The following is a 19,288-nucleotide window of genomic DNA, read 5'->3' on the forward strand; positions in this document are numbered from 1 at the left end:
GATGGATCGAGGATGGGAGCCGAACGAGACGCGCGACGAGGACGCGGAACTCGTCGTGACCGAGCATCGGGACGGATCTGAGCCCGCCGTTCCGCCCGAGGAGGAGACGGCCGTCGAACTCCCCGCTGGCGAGACTCCCCGCGAGGGGCTCGAGGCGCTCGGGGAGGACGTGGCCTCCTCGCCCGCGCAGCGCGGCAGGGACGAGCGCTCAGCGCGCTGAGCGGCGCGTGCGAGCGCTCAGGAGCTCGCCGAGCTTGACCGCGACGACCCCGGCGACGATCAGCACGGCGCCGAGCCACTGGCGGCCCGTCGGGACGAGGGCGAGCAGCACGATCGTCCAGAGGATCCCGAACAGCGGTTCCGAGTACCCGGTGAAGCTCGCCACGGTGGCGCCGAGCCGGCGGGACGCGGCGACGCCGAGGACGTAGGCGATCACCGTCGACACCAGCACCATCCCGGCGACGGCGACCACGGCCGGGAGCTCCGCGCCGGCGATCCGCACCGGAGCCGCGCTCACGGCGAAGGGGAGCGCGCCGCTCGCACAGGCGATCATGAGCAGGATCGCGGCGACGGCGAGCCCCAGCCCCACGAAGGGGAGCGGAGCGATGCCGTGATCGGACGTCGCTCCGGCGGCGTAGTAGGCCGCGTTGCCGATCGCCGCCACGAGGGCGAAGGCGACCCCCAGCGGGTGGAGGGCGTCCGCGCCCTCGCCGCCGCCGAGCGACACCGTCGCGAGACCCGCGACCGCGAGGGCGGCGCCCGCGAGGGTGACGGCGCCCGGCGGGATCCGGGTGCGCCCCCACAGCCACAGCATGAGCAGCACCGGTCCCATGAACTCGATGAGGAGCGCGATGCTGGGCGGAATGTACGCGATCGCGAGGAAGTAGGCGAGCTGGCAGCCCGCCACGGCGAGCACGCCGAAGAGCACCACGGCCCGCCAGGCGCGGCGGAGCAGCGGCCACCGGCCTCGCATGAGCACGGCCGTCGGCGGGGCGAGCACGATCGCCGCGCAGACGATCCGCGCGGCCGCCGCCGCTCCGGCCGACCATCCTGCGGCGATGAGCGCGCTCGCGAAGACGCCGGAGAGCGCGAAGCTGGCTGCGGATCCGACCGCGAGCGTGAACCCGGCGAAGGGGACCGTCCGCGTCGACGCGCCCATCGTTCCTCCTCGCTCCGGCCGCGTGCGCATCGCGTGCGTCCCCGGCCTCCCGGACAGCCTAGCGCCGACGGCGCGCGCCGGCGTGCGGCGGGAGCGCGGCGCTCACGACTACGCTGGGAGCATGAGCATCGTGACCCCGACCAGTGCCGAGACGCCGGACGCGGCGCTCTCCGAGACCGCCCGCATCGCGCGCGATCTGATCCGCTTCGACACGACGAACCGCGGCGGCGGCGACGCGGAGCCCGAACGCCCGGCGGCCGAGTACGTCGCCGCGTACCTGAGTGATCTGGGGCTGGAGCCCGAGATCGTGGAGTCGCTGCCCGGTCGGGCGAGCGTCGTGGCCAGGGTCGCCGGCGTCGATCCCGCTCTGCCGGCGCTCGTGCTCCACGGGCACCTCGACGTCGTGCCCGCCGATCCCGCGAACTGGAGCGTCGACCCCTTCGCCGGCGAGATCCGCGACGGGATGCTCTGGGGGCGCGGCGCCGTGGATATGAAGGACATGGACGCCATGATCCTGACCGCGGTCGCCGAACTGCTGCGCGCGGGCGAGCGGCCGCGGCGCGACGTCGTGCTCGCCTTCTTCGCAGACGAGGAGAACGGCGGCGTCTACGGCTCGCATCACCTCGTCGCGCACCGCCCCGAGCTCTTCGCCGGGGCCGAGACCGCGATCAGCGAGGTCGGCGGCTATTCGATCGACGTCGACGGCACGCGGGCGTATCTCATCCAGACCGGGGAGAAGTCCCTGGACTGGATCCGGCTGCGCGCGCGCGGCACGGCGGCGCACGGCTCGCGCGTCTGGCACGACAACGCGGTCACCCGCCTCGCCGAGGCGGTCGCGGCGCTGGGGCGACACGAGTGGCCGATCGCGCTCTGCGACACGACCCGCGAACTCGTCGACGCCATCGCGGCGATCCTGGGCGAGGATCCCCGGGAGGTCGGCCCGGAGGAGCTCGTGCTCCGCCTGGGCAAGACCGGCGGTTTCATCCAGGCGAGCCTGCGCAACACGAGCAACCCGACGGTCCTCGCCGCCGGCTACAAGCACAACGTCATCCCCGACACCGCCGAGGCGCTCGTCGACGTCCGCGCCCTGCCCGGCGAGCAGCAGGAGGTCATGGCCGAGGTGCGGCGCATCGTCGGCCCCGACGTCGAGGTCGAGACGCTGCACTCGGACATCGGGCTCGAGGCGCCCTTCACCGGCGAACTCGTCGCGGCGATGACCGCGAGCCTCGAGCGCGAGGACCCCGAGGCCCGCGTCCTACCGTACCTGCTCTCGGGGGGCACGGACAACAAGGCGCTCTCGCTGCTCGGCATCACCGGGTACGGCTTCGCGCCGCTCCGCCTGCCCGCCGACCTCGACTTCCCCGGCATGTTCCACGGCGTCGATGAGCGCGTGCCCCTCGACGCGCTCGACTTCGGCCACCGGGTCCTCGTGGACCTGCTCCGCAGCTACTGACCCCGAGCGGGCGGCGAGCGCGTCGCTCCGGAGTCGCGCGGTCGGCGTGGGCTATCCTGGACGGCGGCCCGCCCGCCGGGCGGCTTCCGCTCCGCGCCCGGCCGGCGCCTGCGGCGCGATCGCCGGCCGATGAAAGGAAACGATGGGAATCTTCGAGGCGATCCTGCTCGGGATCATCCAGGGGCTCACCGAGTTCCTGCCGATCTCCTCGAGCGCGCATCTGCGCATCGCGAGCGAGCTGCTCGGGATCGGCGATGCCGGCGCCGCGTTCACCGCGATCACGCAGATCGGCACGGAGGCCGCGGTCATCGTCTTCTTCTGGCGCGACATCGTGCGCATCATCGGCCGCTGGTTCGGATCGCTCACGGGCCGGGTGGCGCGGAAGGACCCCGATGCGCTGATGGGGTGGTGGATCATCGTCGGCACGCTGCCGATCGTCGTGCTCGGGCTGCTGTTCCAGGACCAGATCGAGACGACGCTGCGCTCGCTGTGGTTCGTCGCGATCTCGCTCATCGTCTTCGGCCTGCTGCTGGGGGTCGCCGACCGCGTCGGGCGCAACGCCCGGCCGCTCGAGCAGCTCACCTGGAAGCACGGTCTCGTCTACGGCTTCGCGCAGGCGCTCGCGCTGATCCCCGGCGTCTCCCGCTCCGGCGGCACCATCACGGCCGGTCTCTTCATGGGGTACCGTCGCGAGGCCGCGGCGCGCTACTCCTTCCTGCTCGCGATCCCCGCCGTGCTCGGCTCGGGCTTCTACCAGGTCTTCAAGGCGGTGCGGGCGCCCGAGGGGCAGACCCCGATGGGACTCACCCTCGTCGCGACTCTCGTCGCCTTCGTCGTCGCCCTCTTCGTCATCGGACTGTTCATGAAGTACATCTCGAAGCGCAGCTTCCTCCCCTTCGTCGTCTACCGCGTGCTGCTCGGCATCGCCATCATCGTGCTGCTGAGCGCGGGCGTGCTCACGCCGGAGGGCGGCGTCGCCGCGGCGACGGCGACGACGGGAGGATCGCTGTGAGGACCTGGACTCCGCCGGAGGCGCCCGAGCTCCCCGGCGCGGGCACCGCGCCGAAGCTCTTCAACACCGCGACCGAGCGGCTCGAGCACCCCGCCATCCACGAGGGCCGCGCACGGCTCTACGTCTGCGGCATCACCCCCTACGACGCGACCCACCTCGGGCACGCCTTCACGTACCTCGCGTTCGACATCATGCAGCGCGCCTGGCGCGACGCCGGCATCGACACCGTCTACGCGCAGAACATCACCGATGTCGACGACCCGCTGCTCGAGCGCGCGGAGGCCACCGGCGTCGACTGGCGAGCCCTCGCCGACGAGCAGATCGGGCTGTTCCGCTCCGACATGCACCGCATGGGCATGCTCCCTCCCGATCACTACGTCGCCGTCACGGAGCGCATCGACGAGATCGCCGCGGCCGTGGCCGCGCTCGAGGCACGGGGATTCGCGTACCGGGTGCCGACCGAGGGCGCCGCGGGGGACGACGTCTACTTCGACACGGCGGCGGCCGAGCGCGACTCTCAGTGGCGCCTCGGCGACGTCTCGCCGTACGCGCCGGAGACGCGGCTCGCCCTGAGCGCCGAGCGGGGCGGCGATCCCGAGCGCGCGGGCAAGCGCGGCCCGCTCGACCCGCTGCTGTGGCGGGCGGCCCGCGCCGGCGAGCCGAGCTGGGAGAGTCCCGTGGGCCCGGGACGCCCCGGCTGGCACGTCGAGTGCTCGGTCATCGCCACCGAGGCGCTCGGCGGCGCCTTCACCGTGCAGGGCGGCGGCTCCGACCTCATCTTCCCCCACCACGAGTTCACCGCGGCGCACGCCACGGCCCTCTCGGGCACGCCGCTCGCACACGCCTACTGCCACGCCGGTCTCGTGTCCTACCAGGGGCACAAGATGTCGAAATCCCGCGGCAACCTCGTCTTCGTCTCGAAGCTGCTCGACGGCACGGGGGCGCACCCGGGGCCGGCGGATCCCGCCGCGATCCGCCTGGGGCTCCTCGCGCACCACTACCGCTCGGAGTGGGAGTGGCACGACGCCGACCTGGAGACCGCGCACCGGCGTCTCGACGCCTGGCGCGCGGGGCTCACGCGGTCGAGCGCGGATCCCGCGTCGTCCCTCGCGGTGCTGCAGCAGCTCCGCTCGGCGCTCGCCAACGACCTCGACACGCCCGTGATGCTCGCGACCCTCGACGCCGCGCTCGATCGCGGCGTCGACGACCCGCGGCTCGTCGCGGACGCGGCCCTCGCGCTCCTCGGCGTGCAGCTGGAGCCCGCGAACGACTAGCGCTCGTCCTCGGGGGGCTCCTCGGGCGCGTCGGCGGACCCCGCGCCGCCGTCGGTCCCCGTGCCGTCGGCGGTCCTCGTGCCGTCCGGGTCGGCTCCGCCGTCGACTCCGCCGTCGGTGGTCGTCGCGCCGTCCGGCGCCGGTCGCACGGGGGGCTGGGTCGCCGCGCGCCGATGCTCCTGGGCCCGTCCGCCCTCGAGGAACTTCTCGAACTCGAGCGCGATCGCGTCGCCCGTCGTCTCGGCCGCGAGGGCCTCGTCGCGCGACTCCTCGAGCCTGCGGATGTAGCTCGACATCTCCTCGTCTCCGGCCGCGATGCGATTGATGTTCGCCTCCCACTCGTTCGCCTGGACGAGCAGTTCGCCGCGCGGGATGACGATGTCGAGGAGCTCCTCGAGCTTGTCCAGCAGCGCGAGCGTCGCCTTCGGCGAGGGCGTGCTGTGCACGTAGTGGGGCACCTGGGCCCACAGGGAGACCGGGGGGATGCCCGCGTCCACGAGTGCGAGCTCGAGCACCGTCGAGATCCCGATGGCGCCCTCGTAGCTGCTGCGCTCGGCGCCCGTCGCCTCGCGCAGCTCGGGGCTCTCGCTCGAGATCGACGTCACGATCGGGCGCGAGTGGGGCGCGTCGGAGTACATCGCGCCGAGGATGATCACGGAGTCGATGGCCCAGACGTCGACGAGCTCCACGATCTCGTCGGCGAAGTTCTGCCAGTCCCTCGCAGGCTCGACGCCCGCGAGGAGGAAGAGATCGGTCACGGGGCTGCCGTCGATCCGCCGCACCGTCTCGGCGCCGGACTCGGTCGCCGCCGGAGCGCTCGCGTCGGCCGCGGCGGCGCCGGGCCGCTCGATCTGCCCGTAGAGCTTGGTGTCCGGCCACTCGAGAAGCCGGTTGCCCTGCCCGTCGAAGACCACCTTGGGGCGGTGGACCTGGAAGTCGACGTAGCCCTCGGCGCTGATCTCGTGGAGCACTTCCGCGTCGAGGAGCGCCGCGAGGTGCTGCAGGACCTCCGTCGTCGCGTCCCCGGCATCGCTCCATCCCTGGAACGCGACGACGAGCACGCGAGGCGGGCGGGATGCGGATTCGCTCACTGAATCGGTTCTCCTTCGGGACTGCGGGTGATCCGTCCAGGATATACGCCGCGCGCGGCGGCGCACGGGCGCGCTCGCTAGACTGGGGCGGATGAGCGCATCCCCGACCCCCCGACGCCCCGCGGCCGTGCTGTGGGATCTGGACGGCACCGTCATCGACTCCGAGCCGATCTGGCTCGAGGTTGAGCTCGCGATGCTCGGCCGGTACGGCATCGAGCTCACCGAGGAGCTGCGCGCGCAGCTCGTCGGCTCCGGACTCCGAGCCGCGGCCGAGCGCTTCCGAGCCCTCGGCGTGCCCCTCTCGGTCGACGAGATCATCGCCGAGTGGGCGGCCGGCGTCGCCGCGGGCATGAGCCGGAGCGCGCCCCTGTGGCGGCCCGGGGCCGTCGAGCTGCTGCAGTCGCTCGCCGAGGCGGGGATCCCGAGCGCACTCGTGACGATGTCGGTGCGGGCGATCGCCGACGCCGTCGTCGCGCTGCTGCCGAGCGGACTCTTCTCCGCCGTCGTCGCCGGCGACGAGGTGGAGTTCGAGAAGCCGCACCCCGACCCGTATCTGCGCGGTGCGGCGCTGCTCGGCGTCGACATCGTCGACTGCATCGCGATCGAGGATTCGCCGACCGGCCTGCGCGCCGCCGCCGCTTCGGGCGCCGTCGCCATCGGCGTGCCGAACCTCGTCGATCTCGACGGCGTCGCCGCGCACGCGCACTGGACCACCCTCGCGGGCGTCGATGCGACGGCCCTCGCCCGGAGCTTCGCCGAGTTGCGCGGCGTCCCCCCGACCCCGGGCGCCGGCACGGGCGCCCTCGTCCCGACAGGAGAGCAGCGATGACCGACCCCGAGACGACGCCGGGAACGCCCGCGACGCGCGGCCCGTTCGCGACCGGCGACCGGGTGCAGCTGACGGGCCCGAAGGGACGCATCAACACGATCACGCTCGTCGCGGGCGGGGAGTTCCACAGCCACCGCGGCATGATCCGGCACGAGGAGCTCATCGGTCTCCCCGACGGCTCCGTCGTCGCGAACAGCAGCGGTGAGGAGTACCTCGCGCTGCGTCCGCTGCTGTCAGATTTCGTCATGTCCATGCCGCGCGGGGCCGCGATCGTCTACCCGAAGGACGCGGCGCAGATCCTGTCGCTCGCCGACATCTTCCCCGGCGCGCGGGTCGTGGAGGCGGGCGTCGGCTCCGGTGCGCTCTCCCTGCACCTGCTGCGCGGGATCGGGCCGGACGGCGAACTCCACTCCTTCGAACGGCGCGAGGAGTTCGCCGAGGTGGCCAGAGGGAACGTCGCGGCCTTCGCGGGGGAGGCGCCGGCGAATTGGACGGTCACGGTCGGGGATCTGCAGGAGACGCTCCCCGGCCGCTGCGCGCCCGGCAGCGTGGACCGGGTGGTGCTCGACATGCTCGCGCCCTGGGAATGCGTCGACGCGGTCGCCGAGGCGCTGGCGCCGGGCGGCGTGCTCATCTGCTATGTCGCGACCGTGACCCAGCTCTCGCGCACCGTCGAGGAGATCCGGCGCAGCGGCGGCTTCACCCATCCCCAGGCGAACGAGACTCTCGTGCGCGGCTGGCACGTCGAGGGCCTCGCCGTCCGGCCCGACCATCGCATGGTCGCGCACACGGGATTCCTCGTCACCGCGCGTCGGCTCGCTCCGGGCGCCGTGCTGCCGAGTCTCAAGCGCCGCGCCTCGAAGAGCGAGTTCACGGACGAGGACCTCGCGAACTGGCTGCCGGATCTCGGCTCCGACGCCGGCGGCGAGGTCTGGACGCCCGAGGTCGTGGGGGAGCGGGGGAAGAGCGACAAGGTGCTGCGCAAGAAGGTGCGCGAGGCGCAGCGCTTCGCGCGCGAGCGCGGAGCGGCCCCCGAATCCGACTGAACCGGGCGGCGCCCGCAGCGCCCTCCGGTTCGATAGGATGGCCGGGTTCACACAGGCTTCCGCGAGAGGTGCATATGCTTCGTCGACTCGTTCCCGCTACCGCTGCCGCCGGGCTGCTCCTCGCCGGGCTCACCGGGTGCAGCGCGCAGCTCGCCTCCGCGGCCGATTGCAGCCCTGCGCTGCAGCCCGGCGTGCTGAGCGACGGCGTCACCGTGCTCGGCGGCTTCGGCGAGGTGCCTGAGGTCTCCATCCCCGAGGACGTCTCGATCGACGCGACCCAGCGCACGATCGTCGCCGGGGCGGACGCGGCCGAGGAGGCGTCGGAGGACGACGCCCGGGTCGCCGTCGACCAGAGCCTCGTCGGCGTCAACATGGCGTTCTTCGATTCGTCCACGAGCGAGCAGGTCTACGAGAGCCCGGGCTTCGGCGACGCCGCGGCATCGCCCGAACTGCTCCTGCTCGACGACGAGACCGCGAACCCGCTGAGCGAGGCCGTGCGCTGCACGGTGCCGGGGGATCGGGTCGTCCTGGCCTTCGGCCCCGATGACAGCGCCGCCTTCGGCGCGCAGCTCGGGACGACGGGCGATGCCGCCATCGTCGGCGTCCTCGACGTGGTGTCCACGGCGGCCCTCGCCGCCGACGGCCCGGTGCGCGGGCTGCCGAACGGCTACCCCGCGGTCGTCACGAACGACGAGGGGCGGCCGGGCATGGTGCTGCCCCCGAGCGAGGCGCCGACCGCCACGAGCTCGGCGGTGCGGATCGCGGGCGACGGCGAGAAGGTCGCCGCGGACGACGGCGTCGTCGCGCAGGTGCTGCAGGTGTCCTGGGACGGGTCGGTGAAGCTCAACACCTGGGACACCGGGCTCACCGCGCTCGGCACCGAGGATCAGATCGCGCAGTCCGGCTACACCTTCCGCAGCGAACTCACGGGCAAGCAGATCGGATCCCAGGTGGTCGTGGTCGAGGCGCTCGACGGCGGGGACGCGCAGGTCGTCGTCGTCGACATCGTCGGCGTCAGCTGAGGACGGCGATGGCGGAGCGCTCCGCGGTGCCGGGGGAGCAGCGGGTCTTCAGCCTCGTGCTCGCGCTCATCGTGAGCCCGCAGGGCCTCACGAAGCGGGCGCTGCTCTCCTCCGTCTACGGCTACGCGGACCGCTTCCGCCCGGGCGAGGCGAACGTCGCGCTCGAGCGCCAGTTCGAGCGCGACAAGGAGCAGCTGCGCGCGCTCGGGATCCAGATCGAGACCATCGACTCGCCGCAGGAACCGGGCAACAACCAGCTCACCCGCTACCGCATCTCGAAGGATCGGCTGCAGTTCCCTCCGGAGCTGCGCTTCTCGGCGCGCGAGCTCGTGCTGCTGCGGCTCGCGGCCCTGGCCTGGAGCGAGGGCAGCATGAGCGCCCAGTCGCGCCGGGCGGCGATGAAGCTCCAGGCCCTCGGCGCCGGCTTCGACCTGCAGCATCTCGGCGTCGCGCCGAGCCTCGGCACCGCGGAGCCGTCCGCGGCGCCGCTCCAGGAGGCGATCGACGCGGGGCGCGCGGTGCGATTCGACTACACGCTGCCCGACCGCGACGCGCCGCTCGCGCGCCGGGTGGCCCCGCTGCGGCTGCACCGCGCCGACGGCCGCTGGCACCTGATCTCGTGGGACCTCGAGCGCGACGCGGCGCGCGTGTTCCTGCTCGGACGGATCTCCGGCGCGGTGCGCGCGGAGCGGACCGCCTTCCCGCCCGCCCTCCGCGACGAGGCGGACGGCATCGTCGCGGAGCTGCTGCGCCTGCGCGAGGAGCAGCGCGCCGTCGTCCACGTGCGTCGGGGGAGCGTCGCGGAAGCCCGGCTGGCGCCGCGCGCCGAGCCGGGCGAGCCGATGCCGGGGGACCGGGCGGCGCTCAGCCTGGGCGTGCTCGATCAGCACCTGTTCGCGGAGGAGCTCATCGGCTACGGGCCGGACGCCGCCGTCGTCTCGCCGCCCCGGCTCCGGGAGCTCGTCGTATCCGGCTTGCGACGGATCGCCGCGGCGCACGCGGCTCGGCAGGAGGACGATCATGCCTGACGGACAGCTGCTCGCGCAGGATCGTGTCCTGCTCCTCCTCGCGCTCGTGCCGTATCTGCGGGAGCACGGACCGACGCCGGTGACCGAGCTCGCGGCGGCCTTCGGGGTGCGGGAGGGGCTCGTGCGCGATCTCGTCCGGTTCCTCGGCACCGCCGGCGTGCCGGGGGAGACGCTGAGCTACCAGGACGAGGATCTCTTCGACATCGACTGGGACGCCCTCGAGCAGGAGGACGTCGTGAGCCTGACCCGCATCGTCGCCGTCGACGACGCCCCGCGCTTCGCCCCGGCCGAGACGGCGGCGCTCCTCGCGGGGCTGCACGCCCTGATCCCGGTGCTCCCCGAAGCCGACGCCGAGGCGGCGCGCGGGGCGGCGACGAAGCTGTCGTACGCACTCGACGCGGCCGGGCACGCCGCGCCGACCGTCACCGCCGACCCCGGCGACCCGCAGCTGCCGCTCGTCGTGCAGGCGATCGAGGAGGGGGCGGGGCTCGCATTCGCGTACCGCGACGCCGCCGGCGCGCGGAGCTCCCGCACGGCCGACCCGATCTCGCTCACGCAGGCGGCGGACGTCTGGTACCTGCGGGCCCACTGCCGGGACCGCGGGGCCGAGCGGACTTTCCGCATCGATCAGATGGACGGCGTGCGGATCGTCCCGGGCGAACCCCGACCCGAGGCCGCGTCGGCCCCGCCGGAGCCCGCGGGCGCCGTGCCTCTCGTCGCCCGGGTCGCACCCTCCGCGCTCGCGCGCCTGCGCGGCTTCTCGCCCGAGGTCCTGGCCGAGGAGCCCGACGGACGGTTGCGGGTCGCGATCGAGGTGTGGCATCCGGGCGCGGTGAGCCGGCTCGTGCGGATCCTGCCTGGGGAGATCGAGATCCTCGCGCCGGAATCGGCGCGGGACACCGTCAGGGACTGGGCCGAGCGCACGCTCGCCGCCTACGACGACTGAGGGTGCGGGCGAACGCCCGGGCGGGTGTCGCGGCGCCCTGCCGGGCCAGCCTCCGCCCGGGCCCCTGGGCTAGACTGAGCGAATGGCAGAACGTGCGCGGAGGCCGCGCAATCCCGAGGGGCGGATGAGTCTCGGTGAGCACCTCGTCGAGCTCCGCAAGCGCCTGATGATCTCGGCGGCCGCCATCGTCGTGGCGCTCGTCGCGGGCTGGCTGCTCTCCGACTGGGTCTGGGAGATGCTGCGCCGCCCCGTCCTGGACCTCGCGGAGCTGGGCCGCGACGCCCAGATCTCCTACGCCGACATCTCGAGCGGCTTCGACACCAAGGTGCAGATCTCGCTGTTCATCGCGGTCATCATCGCCTCGCCGGTGTGGCTGTACCAGATCTGGGCGTTCCTGGCCCCCGGCCTCACCCGCCGGGAGAAGTTCATGGGCGTCGGCTTCCTGGCGGTCGCCGTGCCGCTCTTCCTCGGCGGGGCGGTGGCCGGCTGGTTCGTGCTGCCGAACATCGTGCGGCTCATGGCGAGCTTCCAGCCGACCGAGGACACCTTCAACCTCAACGCCCGCAGCTACCTCGACTTCGCCATCAAGCTGCTGCTCGCGGTCGGCGTGGGCTTCGTCATGCCCGTGCTCCTCGTGATGCTCAACTTCGTGGGCGTGCTGCGCGGCATGTCGATCCTGAAGAGTTGGCGCGTCGCGATCCTCATCATCGTGCTCTTCGCCGCCATCACGACCCCTGCCGCCGATCTCATGAGCATGTTCCTGCTGGCTGCGCCGATCGTCGTGCTGTACTTCGGTGCCGCGGGCATCGCGATCCTGCACGATCGCCGCGCCGACAAGCGCCGCGCGGCCGAGCTCGCCGAGTACGGCATCGACGACGCGCCGACGGGCGGCGGCGACCGCGTGCAGGGCGCGCAGTGAGCGCGGCCGCACCGGAGCCCGTCGCTCCGGATACGGCGCTGGCGGCCTTCGCCGCCCGGCTGGACTACCCGCTCGACGGATTCCAGCGCACGGCGTGCGCGCGGCTCGAAGCGGGACGGAGCGTGCTCGTCGCCGCCCCCACGGGCTCGGGGAAGACGACGGTCGCGGAGTTCGCGGTCTATCTCGCGCGCCGCGAGCGCGACGCGCGCATCTTCTACACCGCACCCATCAAGGCGCTGTCGAACCAGAAGTTCCACGAGCTCTGCGCGGAGTACGGCGAGGAGGAGGTCGGGCTCCTCACCGGCGACGTCACCGTCCGCGGCGACGCCCCGATCATCGTCATGACGACGGAGATCCTGCGGAACATGATCTATGCGGAGTCGGCGGACCTCGCCGATCTCGCCTTCGTCGTGCTCGACGAGGTGCACTACCTCGGCGATCGCTTCCGCGGAGCGGTCTGGGAGGAGATCATCCTCCACCTGCCGCGCACGGCCCGCATCGTCGGCCTCTCCGCGACGGTCTCCAACGCGGAGGAGTTCGGGGATTGGATGCACGCGGTCCGCGGGGACACCGAGGTGATCCTGTCGGAGCACCGCCCCGTCCCGCTCTACCAGCACGTGCTCACCGCGCGTGCGCTGACGCCGCTGTTCGTCGGCGGCGACGGCGAGGCCGCGGCCGCCCACGGCTCCTCCTCGGGCAGGCTCAACCCCGAGCTCATCAGGCTCGCCGGCGGTGCGCCGTCGGGGGGCGCCCGCGGGCACCGCGGCGCCGGGCCGCGCGGGGAACGCGGCCGCGGTCGCGCGCCGCGACGCCCCGGTCGGCGGATCTCCCGAGCCGACATCGTCCGGGCGCTCGACGAGACCGAGCTGCTCCCGGCGATCGTCTTCGTCTTCAGCCGAAACGGCTGCGATCAGGCCGTCCGCCAGTGCCTGTACGAGGGGGTCGTGCTCACGAATCGCGAGGAGCGCCGCGAGATCCGCCGCGTCGTCGACGCCGAGGTGCGGGGCATGAGCGACGAGGAACGGCGCGTCCTCGGCGTGCGGGAGTGGATCGCCGGCCTCGAGCGCGGTATCGCCGCGCACCACGCCGGCCTGCTGCCGGCCTTCAAGGAGGTCGTCGAGCGGCTCTTCCAGCGCCGGCTCGTGAAGCTCGTGTTCGCCACGGAGACCCTCGCGCTCGGCATCAACATGCCGGCCCGGGCCGTCGCGATCGAGCGCCTCGACAAGTTCAACGGGGAGCAGCGGGTGCCGCTCACCTCGGGCGAGTACACGCAGCTCACGGGGCGGGCGGGTCGCCGCGGCATCGACACGGAGGGGCACGCCGTCGTGGTGTGGAGCGACGGCGTGGACCTCGAATCGCTCGCGCACCTCGCCGGCGCCCGCTCCTTCCCCGTCCGGTCGAGCTTCCGGCCGACGCCGAACATGGCCGTGAACCTGCTGCAGCGGATGGGGATCGAGCGGGTGCGGGAGACGCTGGAGCTCTCCTTCGCGCAGTTCCAGGCGGACCGCGCGGTGGTCGACCAGGCGCGCGAACTGCGCGCCGAGCAGGAGTCGCTCGCCGGCTACGACGCCGCCGTCGCGCGGGCGCAGGGCAGCGAGCGGGCGCGCTGGGAGGACCGCGCGCGCAAGCTCCGCAGGCGCATCGAGCGCGGCCGGCGCCAGATCGCCTCGCGCACGGGCACCATCGCGCGCACCTTCGACCGGGTGGTGGAGCAGCTGCTCGAACTCGGCTATCTCCGCCGCGACGGCGCGTCCGCCGATCCCGAGGTGACTCCCTGGGGCGAGCTGCTGCGCCGCATCTACGGCGATCGCGACCTCCTCGTCGCGGAATGCCTGCGGCACGACGCGCTGCGCGGGCTCGACGCGCCCGCGCTGGCCGCCATGTGCTGCGTGCTCAGCTACGAGCCGCGACGCGACGACGAGGGCGAGGCGCGACTCCCGGGGGGCGGGCGTTCGCGGCGGCGCTCGATCGCGTGCTCGACACCTGGATCCGGCTCGACGAGCTCGCCGAGCGCCGCCGGCTGCCCCGCGGCGAGATGCCGCACGCGGGGCTCGCGGCCACGATGCACGCCTGGGCCTCCGGCACGCCCATCGAGCTGGTGCTCGAGCGCTCGGGGATCGGCGCCGGGGATTTCGTGCGCTGGACGAAGCAGACCATCGATCTCCTCGACCAGATCGCGCAGGCCTGCGAGGCCGCCGAGCTCGCCGACCTCGACGCGGAGCGCCTCGGTGCGCTCGCGCGGCTCGCGCGCGACGCGAAGCACCGGGTGCGCCGCGGCATCGTGGAGACGTCGAGCGCGGGCACGTCGAGCCGATGACGGCGGAGGCGGGGCCCGAGCCGGCGCGGCTGCGGTGGTGGGCGGCCGTGCCGCTCGCCGCCGCGGGCGGGCTCCTCCTCGACGTCGCCTCGCCGGAGCTCGCGTGGTGGGCCGCGGCCTTCCCCGGCACGGCGCTCGTGCTCGCCGCGGTGTGGCAGCAGCGCGCCGGCGTCGCGGCCCTCGCCGGCCTCGCCGCCGGCTGCGGCTTCTGGCTGCCGCACATCTCCTGGCTCACGCTCTACCTGGGGCCCGTGCCATGGCTCGGACTGAGCGCGGTGATGGTGCTCTGGTACGCGCTGTTCGGGATCGCCGCGGCGCTCGCGACGCGGGGTCTGGCGCGGCTGCCCCTCCTCGCCGCGCGCCCCGCCCTGCGACTCGCCGCGCAGGCGGTGACAACCGCCGGGCTCTGGGTGGTGCGCGAGCAGCTGCAGGGGGCGTGGCCCTACGGCGGATTCCCCTGGGGCAGGCTCGCCCACACCCAGGCCGACGGCCCGCTGCTCGAGGCCGTCTCCTGGCTCGGCTTCGCGGGGCTCTCCGGTGCGATCGCGTTCGCCTGCGCCCTGCCGATCGCCGCGCTCTTCGCGGGCGGCGCCGCGGCGCTCGCGCGGCTCGTGCGGCGCGGGGAGGCGCGGCCGGCCGCTCGCCGCATCGGAGCGCCCCTCGCGGCGGCCGTCGCGCTGCTCCTGCTGCTCGGCGCGCTGCCGGCGTCCCCGCTCCCGGAGCACGGCTCGCTCAGGGTCGCCGCCGTGCAGGGGAACTCCAAATCGGGCATCTTCGACGACCGCGACTCGGGCGACGTGCTCGAGGATCACCTCGCGGCGACCGCCGAGCTGCTCGACGCGCTCGAGGCGGGCGACGAGCGGGTCGACCTCATCGTCTGGCCGGAGAACAGCGCCGAGTTCGGCCTCCCCGACAATCCGCTGGGCGCCACCCGCATCGCGAGGCTCGCGGAGCGCGCGGGCGCGCCGATCGTCCTCGGCTCCGTCCTGCGCGATCCCGACGGCAGCTACACCAACAGCACGCTCGTGTGGGGGCCGGAGGGGGAGACCGAGGCGCGCTACGACAAGATCTATCCGGTGCCCTTCGCCGAGTACATGCCGAACCGCGACTTCTTCCACATGCTCGCCCCGGACCTCGTCGACCTCGTGCAGCTCGACTACCGACCCGGCACCAGGCCCAGCGTCATCGACGTCGAGACGGCGGACGGCCCGCTGCGCGCCGGCATCGCGATCTGCTTCGACATCATCTTCGACGCGCAGGCCGTCGACCTCGTCGATCGCGACGCCGAGCTCATCCTCGCGCAGACCAATAACGCCGACTTCGGCCGCACCGACGAGAACGCCCAGCAGCTCGCCATCGCGCGGCTGCGGGCCGTCGAGACGGGGCGCGCGCTCGTGAACATCTCGACGGTCGGCACGAGCGCCGTCGTCGCACCGGACGGCGCGGACCTCGCCGCGATCGCGCCCTACGCGGCGGGCGCCATGACGGCCGAGGTGCCTCGGGTGAGCGGCGCGACGCCCGCGCTCGCCTGGGGAGCGGCGATCGCCGCGGGCTGGATGCTCCTCGGGGCGATCGGGCTCGCCTGCGGCGTCGCGGGGCGGCCGCGCGCGACACGACGGAGCGTGTCGGAGGCGCGCGTCCCCGCCGAGCGGTAACCTGTGCTCAGTGGAGCGACGAGGGGGACTCGGTGAGACATGACGCTGCGGTGCGCGACGACGGGCGCGCACCGGACGACGAGGCCGTCGCCGGCGGGGAGGCCGTCGTGGACGCGGAACCGACGGCGCACGGCGAAGCATCGGCGACGGGAGCCGCGATGCCGGCGGAGGGCGGCGCCGCACCGGCGGCGGCGTCGCCACGGCCGTGGGTGCGGATCGTCGCCGGCGCGGCCGTGCTGCTGACGGCCTGGCAGGTCTTCGCCTCCTTCCTCTGGATCGCGCCCCCCTCGCCGCTGCGCGAGGTCGTTCCGGGGAATGCGCTCTCCTCGTACATGCTGCCGTTCTTCGGACAGTCCTGGAGCGTCTTCGCCCCCGAACCGATCAACGGCGACTACCACTTCAACGTGCGCGCCGTCGTCGAGGAGGACGGTGCCGAGGTGGAGACCGGCTGGGTGAGCGCCACCGACGTCGAGCTCTCCATGATCCGGTACAACCTCTTCCCGCCGCGCGCCGGCATCCAATCCTCCGACCTCGCCTCGGCCTACAAGTCGGCGTACGACGCGCTCGGCCGCGAGCAGCAGGAGATCGTGGCCTCCGCCCACACGCAGGACGGCTGGGAGGACGCGCTACGGCAGGAGCTGCTCGTGGGCGGCACGGGGGACGACGATGCGGATCTCACCGGCGACCGCGCGGGCGCCGAGGAGGTCGACGCCTACCTCGAGGCCGACCACCGCTCGACCGCCTACGCCACCCAGGTCGCCCGCGCGATTTGGGGGGACGAGGTGCGCAGCGTGCAGTTCCGCGTGAGCCGTCAGAACATCGTGCCCTTCGCCGAGCGGAACACGCCGGGAGCAGCGCGGCCGGACCCCCAGCTCACGGAGACGGGCCCGCGCGGGCAGCTCGTCGAGGCGGGGCAGAACGACGAGAACTTCGCGCGGACCTTCCGCGCGCAATACGAACGGATCACGGGATGAGCGCCGACGAGCTGCGCGCGGAACGACGGGCGCGGGGCCCCCTCGGGCGACTCGGCGCCTTCCTGGCGGCCGTGGCCGTATCCGCATGGAACGCCGCCATGGACGGTCTCGGCGGCGCCATCCTGTGGGGCGAGCGCTGGCTCTTCGACGGCAAGAAGGCGCTCTACGGCCTCGCGGTGACCCGCATGCTCTTCGGCGCCGCGATGCTCGGACTGCTGCTCGCGAATTTCGGGACGCGCCTCTACACCTTCGGCTCCGGTTCGGCGTGGAACGGCGAGATGGCCGAGCCGCGCAGCGACTTCCCGCGCATCTGGGTCTTCAGCCTGTTCCACGCGGTCGCGGCCGACGACGTCTGGTTCACCGTCTGCTACGTCCTCCTCATGGGCCTCGCGTTGCTCTTCATCCTCGGATGGCGCTTCCGGATCGTGCTCCCGGTCTTCTTCGTCGGCTGGGTCGGCTTCATCGAGATGAACGACATGGTCGGCGACCAGAGCGACAACATGCAGCGCATCGCGCTGATCCTGCTGTTCTTCGCGGACCCGGCGGCGCGCTGGTCGCTCGACGCCAGGCGGCGCGCCCGGCGGGGGGAGTGGTTCCCCGCGGGCTCCTCGCCCGCGCAGCTCGGCACGGTCCTCCACAACCTGTCGCTCGTCGCGCTGGTCGCGCAGGTGTGCTTCGTGTACGTCTCCGGCGGCCTGTACAAGGCGCAGGGGGAACCGTGGGCGGGCGGTTGGGCCGTCTACGATCCGCTGAGCACCATGCGCTTCGGCACGTGGCCGGCGCTCTCGGAGCTCATGACGACCTGGGGTCCGGCGGTCGCGATCGCCAGCTGGGGCTCCATCCTGCTGCAGATCGCGTTCCCGCTCATGCTGCTGACCCGTCCGACCCGGCTCGTCGCGCTCGCGGGGATCCTCAGCTTCCACATCGCGATCGGCGTCGTGATGGGGCTGCCGTGGTTCTCGCTCACGATGATCGCGATCGACGCCGTGTTCATCCGAGACCGCTCCTGGAGACGCCTCGCGGCGGGCGTGCGCCGCCGCTGGCGGGAGAGCGGCGCGCCTCCCTCAGCCCTTCCCGCCGCGGCGGGCGCGGAGTAGCTGGAGCCGCTCCTCGAGCAGCTCCTCCAGCTCCTCGCGGCTGCGGCGCTCGATGAGCATGTCCCACGGCGTGCGCTGGGAGGATTCCTTCTCCTCGAACTCTGCCCGCGCCGCGTGGCCCGCCTCGTCGTCGAGGAAGCCGACCTCGCCGCTCTTCTGGTCGACCCACTCGACGGGGGGCTCGGCGTCGGCGTCGAACAGCACGCTGAAGCGCAGGCCGCGGTCGGTGAGGTACTCGACGGCGCGTCTCGGCGACAGCTCGACGCCCTCCTCGCCCTGCAGGCTCGTGGCACCGATGCGCGTGCCGCGGAGCGTTCGATCGGCCATGATGGACCTCCTCGCCGGGTGCGATCGGACGGGATCCCGCGGGGACGGAGTGCCCCGCGCCGTCATTGGCAGCGTACCGCGCGCACCCGCATCCCGGTACCCCCGATATGCAGCGGGCTCGCGGCGTTCTCCTAGACTGGGAGGCGTTCAATCGCCAACGTTCAAGGAGCACTTGTGACTCAGATTCTCGCACCGGGCAGCCTCGCCGGTCGACGCGCCCTCGTGACCGGGTCCTCCCGCGGCATCGGGGCGGATACCGTGCGGTACTTCGCCCAGGCCGGGGCGGACGTGGTCGTGAACTTCCGCAACAAGGCGCCCCGCGCCGAGAAGCTCGCCGCGGAGCTGCGCGAGCTCGGCGTCCGTGCGCTCGTGCAGGGCGCGGACCTCACCGATCCGGCATCGCTCGCGACGATGTTCGACGCGGTCGGCGCGGAGTTCGGGGGACTCGACATCCTCGTGCTCAACGCCTCGGGCGGCATGGAGGGCGGCATGGCCGAGGACTACGCGCTGCGGCTCAACCGCGATGCGCAGCTCGCGGTGCTCGACGCGGCGCTGCCGCTGCTCGGCCCGGGCTCCCGCGTCGTCTTCGTCACGAGCCACCAGGCGCACTTCATCCGCACCACTCCGACCATGCCGGAGTACGTCGCGGTCGCCGAATCCAAGCGCGCCGGGGAGGACGCCCTCAGGGAGCGCATCCCGGAGCTCGAGGCGCGGGGGATCGGCTTCACGGTCGTGTCGGGCGACATGATCGAGGGCACCGTGACGGCGACGCTCCTCAACCGCCTGAATCCCGGCGCGATCGAGGAGCGGCGCGAGCAGGCCGGGCGCCTCTACAACGTGTCCGAGTTCGCCGCCGAGGTCGCGCGCGCCGCCGTCGACCCGGTGCCCGCCGATCACACGCGACTCGTCGGGGACACCTCGGGCTTCGTTTCGACGAGGTAACCGGCGCGCGACGTCATCGCCACGGCGTCCGGTAGTTGAACGACCCGCAAGGGTGGTTCCGACTATCGGACGCCGACGTTTTTCGTGCCGATTACCCCGAGGGAACGGTCGTGTTTCCGGCGTGTTACACGGGCCCCGGGTGTGCGGCAGATGTCAAGGGATTCCGCATGATGTGCGGTTGAACTGCGGCAGAAGCC

At 73.2% G+C, this 19,288-nt stretch carries 18 protein-coding genes and 1 pseudogene; 16 read left to right on the forward strand and 3 right to left on the reverse strand.

Annotated elements, in window-relative coordinates; genetic code table 11:
• The first annotated feature begins 1 nt into the window (after window position 1).
• Window positions 2-220 carry a hypothetical protein gene (locus MUN78_RS06280; RefSeq protein ID WP_244693664.1) on the forward strand — a complete coding sequence of 73 codons (219 nt, stop codon included), beginning with the start codon at window positions 2-4 and terminating at the stop codon, window positions 218-220.
• Here MUN78_RS06280 and MUN78_RS06285 read toward each other — a convergent pair.
• Window positions 209-1,159 (reverse strand): EamA family transporter, encoded by a 951-nt coding sequence (locus tag MUN78_RS06285; protein WP_244729488.1) that lies wholly within the window; start codon window positions 1,157-1,159, stop codon window positions 209-211. The two genes, MUN78_RS06280 and MUN78_RS06285, sit on opposite strands and share 12 nt — an antisense overlap.
• A 121-nt stretch (window positions 1,160-1,280) precedes the next feature.
• Here MUN78_RS06285 and MUN78_RS06290 point away from each other — a divergent pair, with 121 nt between their 5' ends.
• From MUN78_RS06290 to mshC, 3 genes are all read left to right on the forward strand, one after another.
• Window positions 1,281-2,612, forward strand: a complete 1,332-nt coding sequence (locus MUN78_RS06290; RefSeq protein ID WP_244729489.1) for a M20/M25/M40 family metallo-hydrolase — start codon at window positions 1,281-1,283, stop codon at window positions 2,610-2,612.
• A gap of 142 nt (window positions 2,613-2,754) precedes the next feature.
• On the forward strand, window positions 2,755-3,624 hold the full coding sequence (locus tag MUN78_RS06295; protein ID WP_244693668.1) for an undecaprenyl-diphosphate phosphatase: 870 nt from the start codon (window positions 2,755-2,757) through the stop codon (window positions 3,622-3,624).
• On the forward strand, window positions 3,621-4,898 hold the full coding sequence (gene mshC / locus MUN78_RS06300; protein ID WP_244693669.1) for a cysteine--1-D-myo-inosityl 2-amino-2-deoxy-alpha-D-glucopyranoside ligase: 1,278 nt from the start codon (window positions 3,621-3,623) through the stop codon (window positions 4,896-4,898). The genes MUN78_RS06295 and mshC overlap by 4 nt, the downstream gene beginning before the upstream one ends.
• On the opposite strand, the gene MUN78_RS06305 is transcribed toward mshC, so the two are convergent.
• Window positions 4,895-5,989 carry a proteasome assembly chaperone family protein gene (locus tag MUN78_RS06305; RefSeq protein ID WP_244729490.1) on the reverse strand — a complete coding sequence of 365 codons (1,095 nt, stop codon included), beginning with the start codon at window positions 5,987-5,989 and terminating at the stop codon, window positions 4,895-4,897. The genes mshC and MUN78_RS06305 overlap by 4 nt on opposite strands.
• A 91-nt stretch (window positions 5,990-6,080) precedes the next feature.
• Here MUN78_RS06305 and MUN78_RS06310 point away from each other — a divergent pair, with 91 nt between their 5' ends.
• The 11 genes and pseudogenes from MUN78_RS06310 to MUN78_RS06355 all read left to right on the forward strand — a co-directional run bounded on the left by MUN78_RS06310 (window position 6,081) and on the right by MUN78_RS06355 (window position 17,822).
• Window positions 6,081-6,818 carry an HAD family hydrolase gene (locus tag MUN78_RS06310; RefSeq protein WP_244693671.1) on the forward strand — a complete coding sequence of 246 codons (738 nt, stop codon included), beginning with the start codon at window positions 6,081-6,083 and terminating at the stop codon, window positions 6,816-6,818.
• Window positions 6,815-7,864: a tRNA (adenine-N1)-methyltransferase gene (locus MUN78_RS06315; RefSeq protein WP_244729491.1), complete on the forward strand. Its 1,050-nt coding sequence runs from the start codon at window positions 6,815-6,817 to the stop codon at window positions 7,862-7,864. The genes MUN78_RS06310 and MUN78_RS06315 overlap by 4 nt, the downstream gene beginning before the upstream one ends.
• A 74-nt stretch (window positions 7,865-7,938) precedes the next feature.
• Window positions 7,939-8,886, forward strand: coding sequence for a peptidylprolyl isomerase (locus MUN78_RS06320; protein WP_244729492.1), 948 nt, complete (start codon window positions 7,939-7,941; stop codon window positions 8,884-8,886).
• Between the two features lie 8 nt (window positions 8,887-8,894).
• Complete coding sequence (locus MUN78_RS06325) at window positions 8,895-9,914, forward strand: helix-turn-helix transcriptional regulator (RefSeq protein WP_244693674.1); 1,020 nt, start codon at window positions 8,895-8,897, stop codon at window positions 9,912-9,914.
• A complete protein-coding gene (locus tag MUN78_RS06330) occupies window positions 9,907-10,860 on the forward strand; it encodes a helix-turn-helix transcriptional regulator (RefSeq protein ID WP_244729493.1) in 954 nt (317 codons plus the stop codon). Before MUN78_RS06325 ends, MUN78_RS06330 begins: the two co-directional genes overlap by 8 nt.
• Before the next feature lie 82 nt (window positions 10,861-10,942).
• Entirely contained in the window at window positions 10,943-11,779 is an 837-nt protein-coding gene (gene tatC / locus MUN78_RS06335; protein WP_244729494.1) for a twin-arginine translocase subunit TatC, read from the forward strand.
• Window positions 11,776-13,650, forward strand: a pseudogene (locus MUN78_RS06340) (DEAD/DEAH box helicase); the annotation flags it as partial. The gene tatC and the pseudogene MUN78_RS06340, both read left to right, overlap by 4 nt.
• Before the next feature lie 101 nt (window positions 13,651-13,751).
• The gene (locus MUN78_RS16730; RefSeq protein ID WP_346730622.1) at window positions 13,752-14,096 is read left to right on the forward strand and encodes a hypothetical protein; all 345 of its coding nucleotides are present in this window, start codon (window positions 13,752-13,754) and stop codon (window positions 14,094-14,096) included.
• A complete protein-coding gene (gene lnt / locus MUN78_RS06345) occupies window positions 14,093-15,751 on the forward strand; it encodes an apolipoprotein N-acyltransferase (RefSeq protein ID WP_244729495.1) in 1,659 nt (552 codons plus the stop codon). The genes MUN78_RS16730 and lnt overlap by 4 nt, the downstream gene beginning before the upstream one ends.
• 32 nt (window positions 15,752-15,783) lie before the next feature.
• The gene (locus MUN78_RS06350) at window positions 15,784-16,725 is read left to right on the forward strand and encodes a DUF5819 family protein (protein WP_346730623.1); all 942 of its coding nucleotides are present in this window, start codon (window positions 15,784-15,786) and stop codon (window positions 16,723-16,725) included.
• A complete protein-coding gene (locus MUN78_RS06355) occupies window positions 16,722-17,822 on the forward strand; it encodes an HTTM domain-containing protein (RefSeq protein ID WP_244729496.1) in 1,101 nt (366 codons plus the stop codon). Before MUN78_RS06350 ends, MUN78_RS06355 begins: the two co-directional genes overlap by 4 nt.
• Here MUN78_RS06355 and MUN78_RS06360 read toward each other — a convergent pair.
• Entirely contained in the window at window positions 17,790-18,149 is a 360-nt protein-coding gene (locus tag MUN78_RS06360) for an RNA polymerase-binding protein RbpA (protein WP_244729497.1), read from the reverse strand. The genes MUN78_RS06355 and MUN78_RS06360 overlap by 33 nt on opposite strands.
• A gap of 174 nt (window positions 18,150-18,323) precedes the next feature.
• Between MUN78_RS06360 and MUN78_RS06365 the strand changes: the two genes are divergently transcribed.
• Complete coding sequence (locus tag MUN78_RS06365) at window positions 18,324-19,091, forward strand: SDR family oxidoreductase (RefSeq protein WP_244693681.1); 768 nt, start codon at window positions 18,324-18,326, stop codon at window positions 19,089-19,091.
• Window positions 19,092-19,288: the final 197 nt, after the last annotated feature.

Origin of the sequence: Leucobacter allii (assembly GCF_022919155.1) — a bacterium.
Classification (GTDB): domain Bacteria; phylum Actinomycetota; class Actinomycetes; order Actinomycetales; family Microbacteriaceae; genus Leucobacter; species Leucobacter allii.